Annotated in this window: 18 protein-coding genes; 6 read left to right on the top strand and 12 right to left on the bottom strand. The window is 70.4% G+C overall.

From position 1 onward, the window contains the following. Window positions 1-31 precede the first annotated feature (31 nt). The 6 genes from AB0K52_RS08935 to AB0K52_RS08910 form a co-directional block, all read right to left on the bottom strand. Window positions 32-820: an ATP-binding cassette domain-containing protein gene (locus AB0K52_RS08935; protein ID WP_363528303.1), complete on the bottom strand. Its 789-nt coding sequence runs from the start codon at window positions 818-820 to the stop codon at window positions 32-34. Continuing rightward, on the bottom strand, window positions 817-1,842 hold the full coding sequence (locus AB0K52_RS08930; RefSeq protein WP_363528300.1) for an ABC transporter substrate-binding protein: 1,026 nt from the start codon (window positions 1,840-1,842) through the stop codon (window positions 817-819). The genes AB0K52_RS08935 and AB0K52_RS08930 overlap by 4 nt, the downstream gene beginning before the upstream one ends. A gap of 27 nt (window positions 1,843-1,869) precedes the next feature. After that, entirely contained in the window at window positions 1,870-2,856 is a 987-nt protein-coding gene (locus tag AB0K52_RS08925; RefSeq protein ID WP_363528297.1) for an ABC transporter permease, read from the bottom strand. Continuing rightward, window positions 2,853-4,193 carry a PHB depolymerase family esterase gene (locus tag AB0K52_RS08920; RefSeq protein ID WP_363528294.1) on the bottom strand — a complete coding sequence of 447 codons (1,341 nt, stop codon included), beginning with the start codon at window positions 4,191-4,193 and terminating at the stop codon, window positions 2,853-2,855. The genes AB0K52_RS08925 and AB0K52_RS08920 overlap by 4 nt, the downstream gene beginning before the upstream one ends. Window positions 4,194-4,391: 198 nt before the next feature. Then, window positions 4,392-5,822, bottom strand: coding sequence for an MFS transporter (locus AB0K52_RS08915; protein ID WP_363528417.1), 1,431 nt, complete (start codon window positions 5,820-5,822; stop codon window positions 4,392-4,394). 183 nt (window positions 5,823-6,005) lie between these two features. Beyond that, window positions 6,006-6,551 (bottom strand): class I SAM-dependent methyltransferase, encoded by a 546-nt coding sequence (locus AB0K52_RS08910; protein WP_363528414.1) that lies wholly within the window; start codon window positions 6,549-6,551, stop codon window positions 6,006-6,008. 183 nt (window positions 6,552-6,734) lie between these two features. Between AB0K52_RS08910 and AB0K52_RS08905 the strand changes: the two genes are divergently transcribed. Then, window positions 6,735-7,322: an XRE family transcriptional regulator gene (locus AB0K52_RS08905; RefSeq protein ID WP_363528291.1), complete on the top strand. Its 588-nt coding sequence runs from the start codon at window positions 6,735-6,737 to the stop codon at window positions 7,320-7,322. Between the two features lie 21 nt (window positions 7,323-7,343). Here the strand turns inward: AB0K52_RS08905 and AB0K52_RS08900 are convergent, their stop codons facing one another. Further along, on the bottom strand, window positions 7,344-7,757 hold the full coding sequence (locus AB0K52_RS08900; RefSeq protein ID WP_363528288.1) for a hypothetical protein: 414 nt from the start codon (window positions 7,755-7,757) through the stop codon (window positions 7,344-7,346). Window positions 7,758-7,868: 111 nt separating this feature from the next. Further along, window positions 7,869-8,309, bottom strand: a complete 441-nt coding sequence (locus AB0K52_RS08895) for a VOC family protein (RefSeq protein ID WP_363528285.1) — start codon at window positions 8,307-8,309, stop codon at window positions 7,869-7,871. Window positions 8,310-8,383: 74 nt separating this feature from the next. Here AB0K52_RS08895 and AB0K52_RS08890 point away from each other — a divergent pair, with 74 nt between their 5' ends. After that, window positions 8,384-8,977 (top strand): TetR/AcrR family transcriptional regulator, encoded by a 594-nt coding sequence (locus tag AB0K52_RS08890; protein WP_363528282.1) that lies wholly within the window; start codon window positions 8,384-8,386, stop codon window positions 8,975-8,977. Window positions 8,978-9,033: 56 nt separating this feature from the next. On the opposite strand, the gene AB0K52_RS08885 is transcribed toward AB0K52_RS08890, so the two are convergent. Then, window positions 9,034-9,450: a Rid family hydrolase gene (locus AB0K52_RS08885; RefSeq protein ID WP_363528279.1), complete on the bottom strand. Its 417-nt coding sequence runs from the start codon at window positions 9,448-9,450 to the stop codon at window positions 9,034-9,036. Between the two features lie 93 nt (window positions 9,451-9,543). Between AB0K52_RS08885 and AB0K52_RS08880 the strand changes: the two genes are divergently transcribed. Next, a complete protein-coding gene (locus AB0K52_RS08880) occupies window positions 9,544-10,032 on the top strand; it encodes a MarR family transcriptional regulator (protein ID WP_363528276.1) in 489 nt (162 codons plus the stop codon). Here AB0K52_RS08880 and AB0K52_RS08875 read toward each other — a convergent pair. Together AB0K52_RS08875 and AB0K52_RS08870 are read right to left on the bottom strand one after the other, a co-directional pair. Beyond that, window positions 10,029-10,430, bottom strand: coding sequence for a hypothetical protein (locus tag AB0K52_RS08875; protein WP_363528273.1), 402 nt, complete (start codon window positions 10,428-10,430; stop codon window positions 10,029-10,031). The two genes, AB0K52_RS08880 and AB0K52_RS08875, sit on opposite strands and share 4 nt — an antisense overlap. Continuing rightward, window positions 10,427-10,852: a hypothetical protein gene (locus tag AB0K52_RS08870; protein WP_363528270.1), complete on the bottom strand. Its 426-nt coding sequence runs from the start codon at window positions 10,850-10,852 to the stop codon at window positions 10,427-10,429. Before AB0K52_RS08870 ends, AB0K52_RS08875 begins: the two co-directional genes overlap by 4 nt. Before the next feature lie 463 nt (window positions 10,853-11,315). On the opposite strand from AB0K52_RS08870, the gene AB0K52_RS08865 reads away from it, so the two are divergent. The 3 genes from AB0K52_RS08865 to AB0K52_RS08855 all read left to right on the top strand — a co-directional run bounded on the left by AB0K52_RS08865 (window position 11,316) and on the right by AB0K52_RS08855 (window position 14,190). Then, window positions 11,316-12,812 (top strand): cellulase family glycosylhydrolase, encoded by a 1,497-nt coding sequence (locus AB0K52_RS08865; RefSeq protein WP_363528267.1) that lies wholly within the window; start codon window positions 11,316-11,318, stop codon window positions 12,810-12,812. A 163-nt stretch (window positions 12,813-12,975) separates the two neighbouring features. Beyond that, a complete protein-coding gene (locus AB0K52_RS08860) occupies window positions 12,976-13,542 on the top strand; it encodes an AAA family ATPase (protein WP_363528264.1) in 567 nt (188 codons plus the stop codon). A 180-nt stretch (window positions 13,543-13,722) separates the two neighbouring features. Beyond that, complete coding sequence (locus AB0K52_RS08855; protein WP_363528261.1) at window positions 13,723-14,190, top strand: hypothetical protein; 468 nt, start codon at window positions 13,723-13,725, stop codon at window positions 14,188-14,190. Between the two features lie 102 nt (window positions 14,191-14,292). On the opposite strand, the gene AB0K52_RS08850 is transcribed toward AB0K52_RS08855, so the two are convergent. Continuing rightward, window positions 14,293-16,737, bottom strand: coding sequence for an MMPL family transporter (locus AB0K52_RS08850; protein ID WP_363528258.1), 2,445 nt, complete (start codon window positions 16,735-16,737; stop codon window positions 14,293-14,295). Window positions 16,738-16,743 lie beyond the last annotated feature (6 nt).

Genomic DNA, 16,743 nt, shown 5'->3' with positions numbered 1-16,743 from the left:
CACCGGTCGAGGACCGGTGCGGCCCTGCACGTCAGGCGGGCGGATCCGCGTCGTCGTCGGGTTCGGTCGAGAGCGCGCCGGTCATGGCCGCCACGAGGTCGTCAGTGGACGCCTCCCCTGCCGCGAACCGGGCCGTGCGTCGGCCCAGCCGCATGACCTCGACGCGGTCGGCGACTTCGAGGACCTGCGGCATGTTGTGGCTGACGAGGACCACCGACATCCCGGCGTCCCGGACCCGCGCGACGAGTTCGAGCACCCGCCGGGTCTGGACCACGCCGAGCGCCGCCGTCGGCTCGTCCAGGATGACCACGTCGGTGGCCCACACGACCGCTCTCGCGACCGCGACGCTCTGGCGCTGGCCGCCCGAGAGCAGCCCGGTCGGGGTGGTGACCCGGGGGATCGCGACGCCGAGCTGCTCGAGCGCTTCGGCCGCAGCGCGACGCATCGCCCGCTTGTCGAGCAGGCCGAGCCGCCCCAGCGGGCCGCGGCGCATGATCTCCCTCCCCAGGTACAGGTTGGCGGCGACGCTGAGGTCGTCGGCGACGGCCAGGTCCTGGTAGACCGTCTCCACGCCCTCGCGCCGCGCGTCCACAGGGGAGGCGAACTGCACGGACCGGCCGCTGATCAGGATCTCGCCCGCGTCCGGCTGGTGCACGCCGGAGAGCACCTTGATCAGGGTGCTCTTCCCGGCGCCGTTGTCGCCGATGAGCGCGACCACCTCGCCGCGCCCGACCGTGAGGTTCGCGCCGCGGAGGGCCTCAACATGCCCGAAGCGCTTGACGATCCCGCGGGCCTCCAGGACCGGAGCGTCCGCGCTCACTGGTCGACCGGCGGGTTGTCGCAGCTGGGCTCCAGGACCGCCTGGACCTCGGCGGTGTCGATGTTCTCCGGCGTCACGAAGGTCACGCCGGTGTCGGCCGACGCCATCGGCGTGCCCTCGCGCAGGTGCTCGACCATGTTCGCCACCCCGAGGTAGCCCATGTTGAACGGGTTCTGCACCACCAGCGCGGCGATCCGGCCCTCGCGCAGCGCCGTGATCTCATCCGGGGCGGCGTCCCAGCCGATGATGACGACCTCGCCGGTGCGGCCCGCGGCCTCCACGGCCTGGACGGCGCCGAGGACGCTCGGTTCGTTGGCCGCGAAGATGCCGGCCAGGTCGGGGTTGGCGGTGAGCAGGTCCTCGGTGACGCGGCGGGCCTCGTTGACGTCGCTGTGGCTGGGCTGCTGGCCGACCAGGTCGAGTCCCTCGTGGGCGGCGAGGCCTGCGGTGAAGCCTTCGACCCGTTCGGTGTTGGTCTGCGAGCCGGGCTGGAACTCGATGAGCGCCACGTCGTGGCTGCCTTCGCCGAGCGCTTCGGCGAGCAGGTTCGCGGCCTCGGTCGCGCCGGCGCGGTTGTCCGTGGCGTACAGGGGGACTTCGTCGGGCTGCGGGTCGGTCCCGGAGTCGATCATCGCCACCGGGACGCCGGCGTCGAGCGCGCTCTGGGTGGCGGGGGCCAGCGCGGCGGAGTCGGTGGCGGCGTAGACGATGCCGTCGGCGTCCGTGGTGACGAAGTTCTGGATGAGGTTGACCTGGCCTTCGACGTCGGTCTCGGCGTCCACGCCGTCCCATTCGACGGTGACGTCTCCGGCGGTCTCGGCGGCGCACTCGGCTCCGGCGCGGACGGTGTTCCAGAACTCGTGGCCGACGGCCTTGGGCACGACGGCGATCTCCAGTGGACCGTCGGTGGTCGCGCCGTCGTCGCCGCCGCCGTCGCGGACGTCGACGCAGGCGCTCGCGGCCAGTGCCGCCGCCGCGGCGAGCACGGCCAAACCGAAGCGGGTCTTGGTGTTCCTTGCCATGGTCGCTTCCTTCCGGGTGGTGGCCGCTCAGACGCGGGTCTCGAGGCGTCGGCGGCGGTACTGGTCGAAGTAGACGGCGGCCCAGATGATGAGGCCGACGATGACCTGCTGGTAGTGGATGTTGATGCCGAGCAGCACTGATCCGTTGCGCACCAGGGCGATCAGGAACGCGCCGATGATCGTCCCGGCGATCCGCCCTTGGCCGCCGAAGAGGCTGGCGCCGCCGATGACGGCGGCGGCGATCACGTCGAGTTCGAGGCCGATGCCGTAGTTGGGCTGGCCGGAGCTGACCCGGGAGGCGGCGATCATGCCGCCGAGGCCGACGAGCGATCCGGCCAGCGCGTAGACGGCGATGAGGTTGCGGCGCACGGGGACGCCGGCGCGTCGGGCCGCTTCCAGGTTGGAGCCCATGGCGTACACGTGCTGGCCGAAGCGGGATTCGGAGAGCAGGTATCCGGCGGCGAGGGCCACGACGGCCGTCACGACGACGGCGAAGGGGATGCCGGCGATCACGCCGTTGCCGATGAGCTGGAAGGATTCGGGGAGGCTGTAGACGCCGACCGCGCCGGTGACGATGAAGACGAGGCCGCGGCCGACGGACATCATGCCGAGTGTGGCGATGAACGGCGGGAGCTGCGCGAAGGTGATCAGGACGCCGTTGGCGAGTCCCGCGAGCGTGCCGACGGCGATCGCGACCAGGGCCGCTGTCCAGACCGAGAAGCCCAGGTCGCGGACGACGATGGCGCCCATGACGCCCGCGAGCGCGGCGACCGATCCGACGGACAGGTCGATGCCTTTGGTGATGATGACGATCGTCTGCGCCACGGCGATGATGGCGATGACGGCGGTCTGGGAGCCGATGTTGAACAGGTTGTCCGCTGTGAGGAAGTGCGGGCTGGCGAAGCAGAGGACCGCGAACAGCGCGACGAGGGCGGTGGCCGCGGTGAATTCGGAGACGGCGACCGCGATCCGCTCGCGCAGCCACTCCCCTACTTGGGCGCGCGGTCCGGTCACGACAGCGTCCACCGCTGGTTGGAGCCGCCCGTGCAGCTCCACAGCTGCACCTTGGTGCCGTTCGCGGTCGCCGCGCCCGCCACATCGAGGCACAGCCCCGACGAACTGGTGATCGTGCCGTCCGCGTTGCGGTTCCACTTCTGGTTCGCACCGCCGTGGCAGGTCCAGATGATCGCCGCCGTCCCGTTCGCCGTCCCGCCGCCCGAGGCGTCCAGGCACCGCCGGTTCCCATCGGCGTACACCGTGAGTTCGCCTGCGGCGGTGTACGTCCACTGCTGGTTCGCGCCGTTCCAGCAGTCGTAGATCTGCACCTGCGTGCCGTTCGTCGTCGACTGGTTCGGCACGTCCAGGCACCGGTTCGAAGCCGCCGACCGCAGCGCGCCCGCGGTCGAACCGCCGCCGCTGCCGCCGTCGAGTCCGAGGAAGGCGATGGCGTAGGCGAGCATGCCCGGTTGGGGCAGGGTGTGGCCGGTGCCCGCGATGCTGATGCCTTCGATGGTGGCGTGGGTTCCGGTGGCGCCGTACCGGGTCCGGGTCCAGTTCGTCTGCGGGCGGTCGGTGGTGGCCGGGGTCTGGCTGAGGCGGTGCAGGTTGGTCCACTGCTTGATCGACTCGCCGTAGTTGGGGTAGGCCAGCACGGTGTCCTCGGTGCCGTGCCACAGCTGCATCCGCGGGTAGGGGCCGGCGTAGCCGGGGTGCATGGCGCGGGCGATGTCGCCCCACTGCTGGGCCGTCTTGATGCTGTTGCCGCTGGAGCAGGTCCCGTTCCACAGCGACCCGTCGCTGGTGGCGAAGCACCCGGCGGGCACCCCGGAGAAGGCGGAGGCGGCGGAGAAGACGTCGGGGTACTGGGCGGCCAGGACGTTGGTCATCATGGCGCCCGAGGAGAAGCCGCTGACGACGATGCGGTCGGGGTCCACGTTGTACCGCTGGCGGGTCCAGTCGACCATCGCTTTGATGCCGGTGGAGTCGCTGCCGCCGTCGCGGGTGAGGCCGGCCCGGGTCGAGACGTCGAAGCAGCGGCCCTCGCGGGTGGCTTCGGGGAGGACGATGACGTATCCGTACCGGTCGGCGGCGGTGACGTAGTCGCGCCCGTTGCCGCCGAAGACGGCGCCGGCCGAGCCGCCGCAGTAGTGGACGAGGACGAGCAGTGCCGGTTCGGGCGCCACGTTGTCGGGGACGTAGAGGTACATGCCGAGACCGGTCGGGTTGCTGCCGAAGTCGGTGACGCGGGTCAGCGAGGCCGCTGAGGCGGGGCTGGCCGCCAGGACCACGGCGCTGAGGGCCAACGGCAGCGCCACCAGGGCCGCGACGGCCGCACGGATCAATCGTCGCATCGGGTCGATGCCTCCTCGCGGTATCGGTTCGAACGCGGCCCAAGATATCGAGAAATGCCTGTATATCGATATCTTGGACACGACCTCGCCTTCGGCCACCGAAGCGGCCGAAGGCGACATCGGCTCACAGACAGGCCTCCACAGCGTACTGACATGAGACGTATGACGTCAAGGACGCGGCCGCCGCGCCGCCTCGGGTCAGGCCCGCGGTTTCGGGCCCCTGGCGAGCACGTGGACCAGCAGGACGGCCATGATGGCGACGCCCGCCCACATGGCGTGCCGCCATCCGGCCACGAAGGACTCCTGGGCCGCCCGGACCAGCGCTTCGGCTTGGGGGCCTTCAGTGGCGAGGGCGGTGGCGATGCCCGCGCGGGCCGCGTCGCCGACGGGACCGTCGAGCTCCCCGAGGCGGTCGTCGATCGCGTTCCGGTACCCGGCGGACAGGACCGCGCCGAGGAGCGCGATGCCGAGCGCGGTGCCGAACTCCCGTGTCACGTCGTTCAAAGCGGAGGCGACGCCCTGCCGCTCCGCCGGCAAGGCGAGCGTGATGGCCTCAGTGGACGGTGTCATCGCGAGCCCCATGCCGAGTCCCATCACCAGCATGCCCGGCAGCACCGACAAGTAGCCGCCGTCGACCGATACGAACACCGCCATGGTCGCCAGGCCCCCGGCGCAGAGCGCGACGCCGGCGGCCATCGTCGAGCGCGCGCCGGCACGGGCGGCCGCGCGCGGCGCGAGTGCCGAGGCCGCCATCATCAGCACCATCATCGGCAAGAGCGCCAAGGTGGAGCGAAGCCCGGACCAGCCGAGCACCGACTGGAAGAACGGGAACATGACCACGAAGATCCCGGCCTGCACCCCGAACACCGCCAAGAGCGTGACCGAACCGCTCGCGAGGCCGCGGTCGCGGAACCGCCGCACGTCCAGCAGCGGCGCGCGGTGCCGTCGCTCCCAGAGGACGAACGCGATCGCGCCCGCGACGCCCACCGCGAGGCTCAGCAGCGTCGGCGTCGCGGTCCAGCCGTTCGCCGGCCCTTCATGCAGCATGAGGATGAGCCCGACCGCGGCGACCACCGACGCGAGCGAACCGACGACGTCGAACCGGTGCGGCGAGCGCTCCCGCGAATTCGGCACGAATCGCAGTGCCGCGCCGAGCGCGAGCGCGACGAGCGCGACCGGGAGTGCGAACAGCCACCGCCAGTCCGCCACGTCGACGAGCAGCGCCGAAAGGTACATGCCGAGGATGCCGCCGCCTCCGGCGACGGCCGTCCAGACGCCGATCGCGCGAGAGCGTTCCTGCTGCGGGAACGTCGAAGTGATGACGGCGAGGGTGACCGGCATGATCATCGCCGCGCCGACGCCGCCGGCGATGCGGGCGGCGATCATCGCCTCCGAAGAGGTCGCGAACCCGGCGGCCGCGTTGGCCGCGCCGAAGACGAGCAGGCCCGCGAGCAGGACCGGGCGGCGCCCGAGGCGGTCGCCGAGCGCGCCGAGCGGCAGGAGCAGGGCGGCCAGCGCGATCGTGTAGGCGTTGATGATCCACAGGACGGTGGACTGGGAGGCGCCGAACTGGACGGCGAGGTCCGGCTGGGCGACGTTCAACCCCGTGACCGAGGCGATCACGGCCATGAGCGCGATGCACACGGTGATGAGGATGGCGCGGCGGCGCCGCGGGTCGTCGATGGTGGATTCGGCTGGTGGGACTGCGGTGGAGAGGTCCACGGGCGGTTTCCTTTCAGGTTGCGGCCGGGTGGTGCGGTTCGGGCACGGGTGTGCGGGCACGGACGTGCGCTCTTCGGTGGCCGGGGTCGGTCACTTGCGCACGGCGCGGACGACGACGTCGCGCAGCGGGAGGCTCCGGCCGTGGTGGTCGGTGACGGTGCGCTGCCGTTCCTCGGCGGTGACGATCGTCCAGGCCCGGGTGTCGAGTCGGGCGGTGATGCCGGGCGCGGTCGCCGTGGCCTCGGCGGGGTGGTGTCCGCGGCCGTCCGCGGCGGCGTGGCCGACGATGAGCAGCGTCCCTCCGGGCGCGACCCAGGCCGCGATGCGGGCGTAGAAGTCGAGTTGCGCCATGGCCGGGTGGGCGTAGTGGGTCGTGACCAGGTCGAACAGGCGGACCGGTTCCCAGTCGACGAGGTCGGCGGCGACCCAGTCGATACGGTCGCCGAGGCCGGCTCGGGCGGCTCGCTCCGCGGCCTGTTCGAGGGGCGCGGCGGTGATGTCGACGGCCGTCACCCGCCATCCCCGGGCGGCGAGCCAGATCGCCTCCGTCCCGGTCCCGCAGCCCGCGTCCAGGGCGCGGCCCGGCGCCGTGTCGGCGGTCTCGGCTACCAGGTGCGGGTTCGGGTCCTCGGTCATGGGGAGGGTGCCGCCCCAATGTCGTTCCCAGTAGTGCCGGTCGAATTCGTGGTGCGGTGCGTCGTGCGTCATCGCGGTGGCCTGCCTTTCCAGCGTGTTCGGTGGCAAGGGCAATGGTGGGCGCGCTTTGACGGATGGGCAAGTAATCTTGCCGATCGGCAAATTCTTGGGGATCATGGACGCATGAACGACGGACTTGAACGCACGCTCGACGCGGTCGGGCCCCGCCTGAAGCGCCTCCGGCAGGCCCGCGAGGTCACGCTCACCGATCTCGCCGCCGAGACCGGCATATCGGCGAGCACGCTCTCGCGTCTCGAAGCGGGGCTGCGGCGGCCCACGCTCGAGCAGCTGCTGCCGCTGGCCCGCGCGCACGGCGTCACACTCGACGAACTCGTCGACGCGCCGCCCACCGGTGACCCGCGGGTCAACCTGCGGCCCGTCCACACCAAGGACGGCTCGACCGTGCTGCCGCTGACCCGCCGGCCCGGCGGCATCCAGGCCTACAAGTTCATCCTCCCGGCCGGCTCCGACGACCGCGCCCCGGAACTCCGCAGCCACGAGGGCTTCGACTGGGCCTACGTCCTCAACGGCACTTTGCGCCTCGTCCTCGGGGAACACGACCTCCGCCTCAAGCCCGGCGAGGCCGCGGAGTTCGACACCCGGACGCCCCACTGGTTCGGGGCGACGAGCGCCGGACCCGTCGAATTCCTCAGCCTGGTCGGCAAACAGGGCGAGCGCGCCCACGTCCGAGTGGCCCCGAAACGGTCCTGAATCACCGAGCGCGGAAGCCGTTCAGTCCGGGATGACGAGGTCGACGCCGGCGGTGCTGCCCGCCGTGATCTCGACTTCGGCGGAGTCGTTCTGGGCGCCTTCGAGGATGGTGGCGACCTCGAAGGGGCCGAGCAGGTTCGTCAGCTCGACGGTGCCGTCAGGGCCGGTCACGGGGGCGGACTCCCAGTCGGGGGCGGTGTTCCCGTTGCCGAGGCCGGTGAGTCCAAGCGGGACGTTCGCCCGCGGGGTGCCGTTCGCATCGGTCACCGAGACGATGAGCGTGCCCCACCACTGCTCGGACTCCTCCGCTTCGGCGGGCCCGACGGAGCCGGCGTCGGTCGGCGGTTCCGGAGTGGTCAGTGAAGGCGTGGTGCCGCCGCAGGCGGCGGAGGAGGGGACGAAGGCGAGCACGAGCAGGGCACCGAGGATCTTCATGCGCATACGGTTCAGACGAACGTCGCACCCCGATCGGTTCCCCGATCGTCGCGGGCCTCTCGCCGCGGACCGGCTCGATCAGGCTGTGCCGGTCGGCTCCGCAGTGGCGGCTCACTCCCCTGGTGTGTGGCCCGGGGTGTATTGCTCGGCGTATTCGGCGGTTGCCGGGATGGTCGTGATGACGTCGATCATGACGCCGTCGGGGGCTTCGATGATGAAGTGGCGCTGTCCGAAGTCCTCGGTGCGGAGTGGGAGCAGTTCGGCCAGGCCCGATTCTTTGATGAGGCGGTGGTGTTCGGCGTCGACGTCGTCGACTTCGAAGTTGAGGATGAGGCCGCCGCGCAGCGGCGTGCGGTGGCCCTCGGGGATGGTCGGGTGGTCGGCGTCGAGGAGCGCGAGCTCGTATTGGGGAGCGTCGGGCCGGTGGAGGCTCACGTACCAGTCGGCGGTGAAGGTCGCCTTGAAGCCGAAGTGGCGGGCGTAGAAGTCGTGCGCGGCGGCGACGTCGCGGGTGGCGATCACCGGATAGAAGCCGCTGAGGGTGGCGGTCATGGAAGGCCTCCAGTTTCATAAGTTCGCATACCTCGGGTATGTGAAATTGATGTTAGCATACCCGGGGTATGTGAATGGAGGTCGTCGTGACGAGAGCCGCGCAGCGGGAGGCGACGCGGCTGGCGCTGCTCGCCGAGGGAAGGCGGCGCTTCGCAGTGGACGGGTACCAGGACGTGGTCCTCGCTGAGGTCGCGCAGGCGATCGGCGCGACGAAAGGCGCGGCGTACCACCACTTCGGGAGCAAGCTCGGCCTCTTCAGGGCGGTAGTGGCCGAGGTGCAGGAGGAGCTCGGCGCGCGCGTCGCCGCCGAGGCTGATGCGCAGCGGGGGCCTTGGGAGCAGCTGCGGGCCGGCTGCCGGGCGTTTCTGGCGTCGGGGACCGATCCGGAGGTGCGGCAGATCCTTCTGGAGGACGCCCCGGCGGTCTTGGGCTGGGACGAATGGCGGGCCATGGATGAGGCGTCGTCGGCGCGGCATCTCGCCGATGCCCTTGCGGCCCTGATGTCGGCCGGCGTGATCGCCGCGCAGCCGGTCGAGCCGTTGACACGCCTCCTGTCGGGGGCCATGAACGAGAGCGCACTGTGGATTGCGCGCTCGGGTGATGTGGCTGCGCTCGAGCAGGCGGCCTCGGCGCTCGACTCGCTGCTGCGAGGACTCCGAACGGCTTGAGATTCGGCGTCGGTGCTCGAAAAGCGGCCCGCCTCAACAGAGGCGGGCCGCTTCGGTCAGTTTCGGATGATCGCGGTCACTCGGATTTCGACGCGCATGCCGGGGGCGCCGAGGGCGGCCACGCCCAGCTGGGTCCAGACGGGGGCGTTGTCGCCCATGCGCTTTCGGAACTGCTCGACCATGACGCGGGTGTGGTCGTCGCCGATGGTGTCGGGGGCGGTGGGGATGTGGAACGAGTCCACGGCGACGACGTCGCGCCAGGTGGCGCCGGCGAGGTTGAGGGCGCGTTCGACGTTGTCGAAGGCCCGGACGATCTCGGTTTCGAGGTCGGCGGGGAAGGTGATGTCGTCGTCCCAGCCGCCCTGGCCGGAGATGTGGACGACGTCGCCGACGCGGAGCGCCTGCTTGTAGTGGAGCATGGCTTCGAGCTTGTCGCCGTAGCCGGGAGTGGTGTAGAAGGCCGGAGCGCCCATGGCGGTTCCCCTCAGGTTGACTTCATGCTTGAAGTCAACCGTAGCAGAATTGACTTCAAGCATGAAGTGAAGTGATCCGGTTATCATCCCCCCATGACCGCTGAGACCACCGCCGACGACGGCGAGCAGCAGGTGCGCTGGCTGAACGCCGACGAGAAGGCGGCCTGGACCGGGCTGATCTCGATGGTCCTGCTCCTGCCCGGCCGCCTCGAGGCCCCACTGCAGCAGGGCCACGGCCTCTCGCTGTTCGAGTACATGGTCCTCAGCCAGATCTCCGAGGCCGCCGACCGGCAGCTGCGCATGAGCGAGCTCGCGTTCCTCGCGAGCGGCTCGCTCTCGCGGCTGTCCAACGTCGTCAAGCGCCTCGAGCAGCGCGGCTGGGTCCGGCGCTTCCCGGACCCCACGGACGGCCGCTTCACCATCGCCGCGCTCACCGAGGCGGGCTACGAGCTCGTCGTCGCAGCGGCCCCCGACCACGTCGACGCGGTCCGCAGGTTCGTCATGGACCGGCTCACGAGCACCGACCGGCAGGCGCTGGCCCGGATCGCCGAGAAGCTCCGCATCCGGCCCGAAGACCTCTAGTCTGCGGGCGCGCGCATCGCCTTGCGGGCCAGCGAGTGGGAGCGGGCGGTCAGGAAGATCAGGGCCAGGCCGTTCAGGGCGTGGAAGAGGAACAGGGACTGGCCGAAGAGGGTCCCCGGCACGCTCACGAGCGCCATGCCGTGCTGCAGGAGCACGAGGAACGCGCCGAGCGCGGAGAGCCACGGCAGGCGGGGGCCGATCCGGGCGGCGAGCGCGAGGGGGATCGCGGCGAGGTAGAGGTAGAGCAGGACGTCGCCGTTGACGAAGTGCGGCTCGAACCCGTCGCCGATGCCGCCGCCGTAGCCGACGCCGAAGCCCGCCAGCGCGAACTGGAGCACGAGCAGGGCCAGGAGGAGCAGCAGCCAGATCGGCAGGATCGCGGTGAAGACGCGGTTCATGCGGGCACCTCGCTCCGCCGGGCCGCGCGCAGGGCGCGTTTGGCGTCGACCGCGCGTTTCGCGAGACGGGCGACGATCACTTGGAGGGCGAGGACGCCGAGCCCGTTGAGGGCGTGGAGGGCGATCCCGAGGCCGCCGGCGGGGCCGCTGGTGCCGAAGCCGTATGCGAAGGCGCCCTGCATCAGGACCATGAAGGCGGACAGGGCGGTCAGGGCGACGGCCTTCCAGCCGGGGCGGGCGATGAGGGCGATGACGATCGACAGCATGAGCCAGAGGATGAGCATGCCGCCGTTGCCGGCGTGGGCGATGAAGCGCATGATGCGCTCGTCGCCGGTCGAGACCGCGCCCCAGCCGGCGAGGCCGACTTGGAGCACGAGGAGGACGACGACGAACCGCGTCCATCCCAGGAAGAAGAGTTTCACCGGGGGTGCCCCTCGCGCCGGGCACGACCGGGAACGGCGGGCGGGCTGTCGTGCGTGCTTCGTCTCTGCATGCGGCCGAGTGTGGCGGGGTGCTCGGCGCCGCGGCGTCGGCCGGGAGGAGTCAATCGGGCTACTCCCCCGGAGGTAAGCCCGGCGCGGGCCGTACCTCCCGCGGCGGTGCGGGTCGCCGAGGAGGGTCGGGAGGACCGAGCGGCATTGACAATTCGCAATATTTAGATAGAAGATAGTTTCAACGCTCGATGCAACTAACCTCTCGCGGAAGCCGCCCGCGGGACCTGCGGACTGGTCTTCGAACGTCAGGCAGCGGCACGCCAATTCGAAAGGGGCAGTCCTCGTGGGTGCAACAAAGGGAAGGTACAGAGCCGCGTTCGCGGCCCTGTTCTCGGCAGTGGCGATGGGGGTGTCGGTGACCGGCTGGTCGCCGCCGGCGTCCGCAGACACCATGACGCAGCTCAACGCGTCGCAGATCGTCGCCGACATGGGCGCGGGCTGGAACCTCGGGAACAGCCTGGAGGCCCACAACAACGGCGTCCCCAGTGAGACCGCGTGGAACAACCCGACCGTGACCCAGGCCCTGATCGACAGGGTGCAGGCCGCCGGATTCGACACTATCCGGATCCCGGTCTCCTACCTGAACCACATCGGGCCCGGACCCGACTACACGATCAACGCCGCCTGGCTCAACCGAATCCAGCAGGTCGTCGACTACGCCTACGACCGGGGCCTGTACGTCGCGATCAACATGCACGGCGACGGCTTCAAGACCGCGAGCGGCTCCTGGCTCATCTGCGACGCCGCCGACCAGAACACGATCAAGGCCAAGTACCAGAAGGTCTGGCAGCAGATCGCGAACCGGTTCCGCGACTACGACCAGCACCTCATCCTCGAGTCCATGAACGAGGAGTTCGACGGCCAGTACGGCGCCCCCACCCAGCCGTGCTACTCGAACATCAACGCCTACAACCAGATCTTCGTCGACACCGTGCGCCAGACCGGCGGCAACAACGCCTCGCGCTGGCTCCTCGTGCCCGGCTGGAACACCAACATCGACTACACCACCGGGAACTACGGGTTCGTCATCCCCAGCGACAACCACCGCTCCCCCACGATCCCCAGCAATGAGCGGCGGATCATGATCTCGGTCCACTACTACGACCCGTGGGACTTCGCCGGCACGGAGAACGGCACCATCACCCAGTGGGGCCCGAACGCCACCAACCCGTCCAAGACCTCCACCTGGGGCCAGGAAGACCACATGGACGCGCAGCTCAAGAAGACTTACGACGCGTTCGTCTCGAAGGGCTACCCGGTCGTCGTCGGCGAGTACGGCGCGATCGACAAGTCCTCGCACGACTCGGTGAACAACCAGTCGCGCCAGGACTTCGCGCGCATCATGACCGCCACGGCCAAGAAGTACGGCGCGGTCCCGGTCTACTGGGACAACGGCTGGAACGGCCAGTACGGGTTCGGGCTGTTCAACCGCTCCAACAACACCGTGACCCAGCAGGGCATCATTGACGCCATCATGACCGGGCTCGGCTCAGGCCAGCCGTCCGGCTCCACCGCGATCGTCGGCGCGGCTTCCAACCGCTGCCTCGACATCCCGAACTCGTCCACCGCGAACGGGACCCAGGCGCAGCTGTGGGACTGCAACCAGCAGACCAACCAGGCGTTCACCCGCACCGCCGCGAACGAGCTGAAGGTCAACGGCAAGTGCCTCGAAGCCGCGGGCTGGGGCACCGCCAACGGCACCAAGGCCGCGATCTGGGACTGCCACGGCGGCAACAACCAGAAGTGGAACGTCAACTCGAACGGCACCATCACCAACGTCCACAACGGACTCTGCCTCGACGCCAGCGGCGCCGCCACCGCCAACGGCACCCCGATCATCCTCTGGGCCTGCTCCGGCGCCAACAACCAGCGCTGGACCCTCCGCTAGATCCGACCGCACGGGCTGCGGCCTCCGCGGCCAAGACAGGGGCGACACCGCATCGCGGTGCCGCCCTCCTGCGTTATCGGGCCGCCTTGCAGCGGTTCACTGCGGTTGCCCATTCCCATGCGCGGGTATTGCATAATGCCGGGAACCGAAACCGGAGGTTGCCGTGCATGACGACAGTGCCGTGAGTCCTCAGATCATCGCGTTCGCGGGCCTGCCCGGGACGGGGAAGTCGACGCTGGCGGAGGCGCTCGCGCGGGCCTCGCTGACGCCGGTGTTCGCGGGCGACTGGCTGATGGGGGCGCTCAAGCCGTACCGAGTGTTCGACGGCATGGAGGACGCGACCTACTTCGCGCTCTATGACGGGCTCGTCGAATCGCTGGCCGCCAGGCAGCTCATGCTCGGCCAGTCGGCCATCACCGACAGCGTCATCAACGACGAGACCGCCGAGCGGTGGGGCCGGGCCGCCGCCGAGCACGGCGGCGAGCTGCGCGTCATCGAATGCGTGTGCAGCGACATCGGGCTGCACCGGCGGCGGGTCGAGGGGCGGAAGCGGAACATCCCCAACTGGCATGAGATCGACTGGGCGCATGTGGAGCACATGCGGGAGACCTTCCCTGCGCTGACGGTCGAGCGGCTCACCGTCGACGCCGGCGAACCGGTCGAGGCGAACCTCGCCAGGGTCCGCGACTACCTGGCGGCGCCGAAGCGCGGCAGTCGAGCGGGCGTCTAGGCTGCGGCCCAAGGCCTCGGGAACGACCCCGGCGACAGGCTGCCAGTCGCGCGCCGGACACCGCGCGGGGGCCGCCGAGACGGGTAGGCACGATTCGGGGAGGATGGGGCTTGCGGACGGGATCTATGGTTTTGCCCGTAAGCACCGAACACTTCTCAGACCCTAGGCAGGGAGCGCGCGATGAGCGAATTCGACGGATCGGTCGAGGACGACTACGCCACCGACGATTACGGAACCGACGCCGCCGATGACTACTCCACTGACGACGCTTCGACGTACGCGGACGACTCGTACACCGAGGACGACGTCTACTCGGCGGTGGCGGACACCGACATCGACGGCGACGGCGTGAACGAGTCCGTGTCCTACGACCTCGACGGGGACGGCTACGAGGAGACCATCGAGTCCGACACGAACAACGACGGCTGGATCGACCAGGTCACCACCGACGCGGACGGCGACGGGTACTCCGAGTCGATCCTGGTCGACACCGACGGCGACACGTACATGGACACGTACGGCACGGACACCGACGGCGACGGCTTCGTCAACACCGTCGAGTCCGACACCGACGGCGACGGCCTGCTCGACACGTACGCCGAGGACAACGACAGCGACGGCGCCTACGAGAACGTCCAGAACATCTAGTTCCGAATCTCGAACCGCCGACCGGATCACCGGTCGGCGGTTTTTTCACGCCCCCAGTCGGAAAGAGGCGACCGCCGCCCGCCGCGACGGCCGCCTCCGCGACTAGCGGGCCGCGACGGCCTCCTTGGGCTCGACGTGCGGGTGGCGGCGCTCCAGGGCCGCGCCCTCCACGTCGACGTCCGGCAGCAGGCGGTCCAGCCACTTCGGCAGCCACCACACCTTCTCGCCGAACAGGTGCATCAGCGCCGGGATGATGAGCATCCGCACCAGGAACGCGTCCACCAGGACGCCGAACGCCAGCGCGAACCCGATCGGCCGGATCATCGCCGAGTGCGAGAACACGAAACCGCCGAACACGGCGATCATGATGATCGCGGCGGCCGTCACCACCGAGCGCCCGGCGCGCAGGCCGTGCACGACGGCGAGGCGGGCGGGGACGCCGTGCGCGTAGGCCTCGCGCATGCCCGAGCCGAGGAACAGCATGTAGTCCATGGCGAGTCCGAACAGGATGCCCACCAGCAGGGTGGGCAGGAAGTTCAGGATCGGGCCGGGGCTGTCGACGCCGAAGACGTCGGCGAGCCAGCCCCACTGGTAGATCGCGACGACGCCGCCGAGTGCCGCGAAGTAGCTGAGCACGAACCCGAGGGTGGCGACGACCGGCACGAAGATCGAGCGGAACACCAGGATCAGGATGAGCAGCGAGAGGCCGACGACGACGCCGAGGTAGACCGGGAGGGCGTCCGCGAGCTTGTCGGAGATGTCGATGTTGCCGCTGGCGTTGCCCGCCACGCCGATCGAGTCGACGCCGGCGATCTCGAGGCCGCGCAGGGTGTGCACGAGCGCCTCGGTGGCCTCGCTGGTGGGCCCGGTTTCGGGGAGCACCTGGAAGGCGGCCACAGTGCGGTCGTCGGAGGCGCCGATCGGCGCGACGGCGACGACGCCGTCCTGGTCGGCGAGGGCCTGGGCGATCTGCACCTGCGCGGTCTGCGCCTGGGCCTCGTCGGGGCTGCCGGGGAGGGTGGCGACGACGAGCAGCGGCCCGTTGCTCCCCTCCCCGAAGCGTTCCGCGACGGTGGCGTAGGCCTGGTACTGGGTGGTGTCGTGGGCTTCCGAGGAGCCGTCGGGCAGGTTGAGGCGCATGTCGAGGGCCGGGATGGCGACGACGAGGAGCGCGCCGATGCCGACGACGACCCGCAGGAGCGCGCTCGGGGTGCGCATGGCCTTGACGGCGGGGGCGTGCTCCGCGGCGGTCTCGGGGACCGGGTGCTCGGCGGCGATCGCGGCGCGTTCCTTGCGGCGCAGGATCTTCATGCCCGCCAAGGAGAGCAGGGCCGGAATGAAAGTGACGGCGACGAGGACGGCGACGGCGATGCACAGCGCCCCGACCGAGCCCATGAGGCCGAGGAACGGGATGCCCGTGACGTTGAGGGCCGCGAGTGCGATGAGGACGGTGGCGCCGGCGAAGACGACCGCGTTGCCGGAGGTGCCGGTGGCGAGGGCGATCGACTCGTCGAGGTCGTAGCCCTCCTTGAGCTGGCGGCGGTGGCGGTTGACGATGAACAGCGAGTAGTCGATGCCGACCGCGAGGCCGAGCATGAGCCCCAGGACCGGGGTCACCGAGGCCATGTCGATGACGCCGGAGAGGGACATGGTGGTCATGGCGCCCACGCCGACGCCGACGAGGGCGGTGAGCAGCGGGAGGCTCGCGCCGATGAGGGTGCCGAGCATGATGATGAGCGCGACGGCGGCGACGACGAGGCCGACGATCTCGCCGACGCCGAAGACGCTGGGCACGGACTCGAGCATGTCGGAGGAGAAGTCGATCTCCACGCCGGCGACGGGGTCGCTGTTGTCGGTCGCGCCGCCGAACAGGTCGGTGACGGCGGCCTTGGTCTCGGGGGCGACCTCCATCTGCGGTTCGTCGAAGGCGACGGTGACGACGGCGGCGGAGCCGTCCTCGGCGACCATGCGGATGCCTTGCGCGAGTTCGAGGAGCGTGGCACCCTGCTCGAGCGCGGCGGACTGGGCGTCGAGTTCGGCGAGGCCCGCGTCGATCTGGGCCTGCTGGGCGTCAAGCTCGGCGGGGTCGGCGCCCTGCTGGCGGGCGAGGTCGATCCCGACCTGCGCGGCCTCGAGTTCGCCTCGGGCCGTTTCGATCTGGCTGCGGCCATCGGCGACGGCCCGCGTCTGCGCGTCGCGTTCGGCTTCGGTCGCGAACGGGTCGGTGGCGCCGGCGACGCCGTCGACGTCGGCGGCCTGGGCGACGAGGTCGCTGATCTGCGACTGCTGCTCGGCGGTGAAGGGCGCGCCGTCCTCGGTGCTGAGGACGATGCTGCCGGTGCCGCCCGCGGCGGCCGGGATGGCGTCCTTGAGCTGCTCGGTGACGGCCTCGGTGGGCGTGTCCGGGATGGAGAACGCGCTGGTGAGGGTGCCGCCGAAGAGGACGAAGGCGCCCGCGGCGGCGGCCAGCAGGAGCGCCCAGGCGGCGATGACGGTTTTCGCGCGGCGGGCGCACCAGCGGCCCGTGCGGTAGAGGAATTCAGCCATGCCGGC

The organism is Glycomyces sp. NPDC049804 (assembly GCF_040674615.1).
Taxonomy (GTDB): domain Bacteria; phylum Actinomycetota; class Actinomycetes; order Mycobacteriales; family Micromonosporaceae; genus Glycomyces; species Glycomyces niveus.
The sequence above is the reverse complement of the archived record's forward strand: the minus strand, read 5'-3'. Positions and strand labels throughout refer to the sequence as shown.

Bases quoted from the DNA above. Each gene is read 5' to 3' on its own strand.
- AB0K52_RS08880 (WP_363528276.1), top strand. From the start codon at position 9,544: ATGACCGCTGAGACCACCGCCGACGACGGCGAGCAGCAGGTGCGCTGG.
- AB0K52_RS08915 (WP_363528417.1), bottom strand. From the start codon at position 5,822: ATGGCCGTGATCGCCTCGGTCACGGGGTTGAACGTCGCCCAGCCGGAC.
- AB0K52_RS08930 (WP_363528300.1), bottom strand. From the start codon at position 1,842: ATGGCAAGGAACACCAAGACCCGCTTCGGTTTGGCCGTGCTCGCCGCG.
- AB0K52_RS08850 (WP_363528258.1), bottom strand. From the start codon at position 16,737: ATGGCTGAATTCCTCTACCGCACGGGCCGCTGGTGCGCCCGCCGCGCG.
- AB0K52_RS08920 (WP_363528294.1), bottom strand. From the start codon at position 4,193: ATGCGACGATTGATCCGTGCGGCCGTCGCGGCCCTGGTGGCGCTGCCG.
- AB0K52_RS08865 (WP_363528267.1), top strand. From the start codon at position 11,316: ATGACGCAGCTCAACGCGTCGCAGATCGTCGCCGACATGGGCGCGGGC.
- AB0K52_RS08875 (WP_363528273.1), bottom strand. From the start codon at position 10,430: ATGAACCGCGTCTTCACCGCGATCCTGCCGATCTGGCTGCTGCTCCTC.
- AB0K52_RS08885 (WP_363528279.1), bottom strand. From the start codon at position 9,450: ATGGGCGCTCCGGCCTTCTACACCACTCCCGGCTACGGCGACAAGCTC.
- AB0K52_RS08890 (WP_363528282.1), top strand. From the start codon at position 8,384: ATGGAGGTCGTCGTGACGAGAGCCGCGCAGCGGGAGGCGACGCGGCTG.
- AB0K52_RS08855 (WP_363528261.1), top strand. From the start codon at position 13,723: ATGAGCGAATTCGACGGATCGGTCGAGGACGACTACGCCACCGACGAT.
- AB0K52_RS08900 (WP_363528288.1), bottom strand. From the start codon at position 7,757: ATGAAGATCCTCGGTGCCCTGCTCGTGCTCGCCTTCGTCCCCTCCTCC.
- AB0K52_RS08905 (WP_363528291.1), top strand. From the start codon at position 6,735: ATGAACGACGGACTTGAACGCACGCTCGACGCGGTCGGGCCCCGCCTG.
- AB0K52_RS08910 (WP_363528414.1), bottom strand. From the start codon at position 6,551: ATGACCGAGGACCCGAACCCGCACCTGGTAGCCGAGACCGCCGACACG.
- AB0K52_RS08895 (WP_363528285.1), bottom strand. From the start codon at position 8,309: ATGACCGCCACCCTCAGCGGCTTCTATCCGGTGATCGCCACCCGCGAC.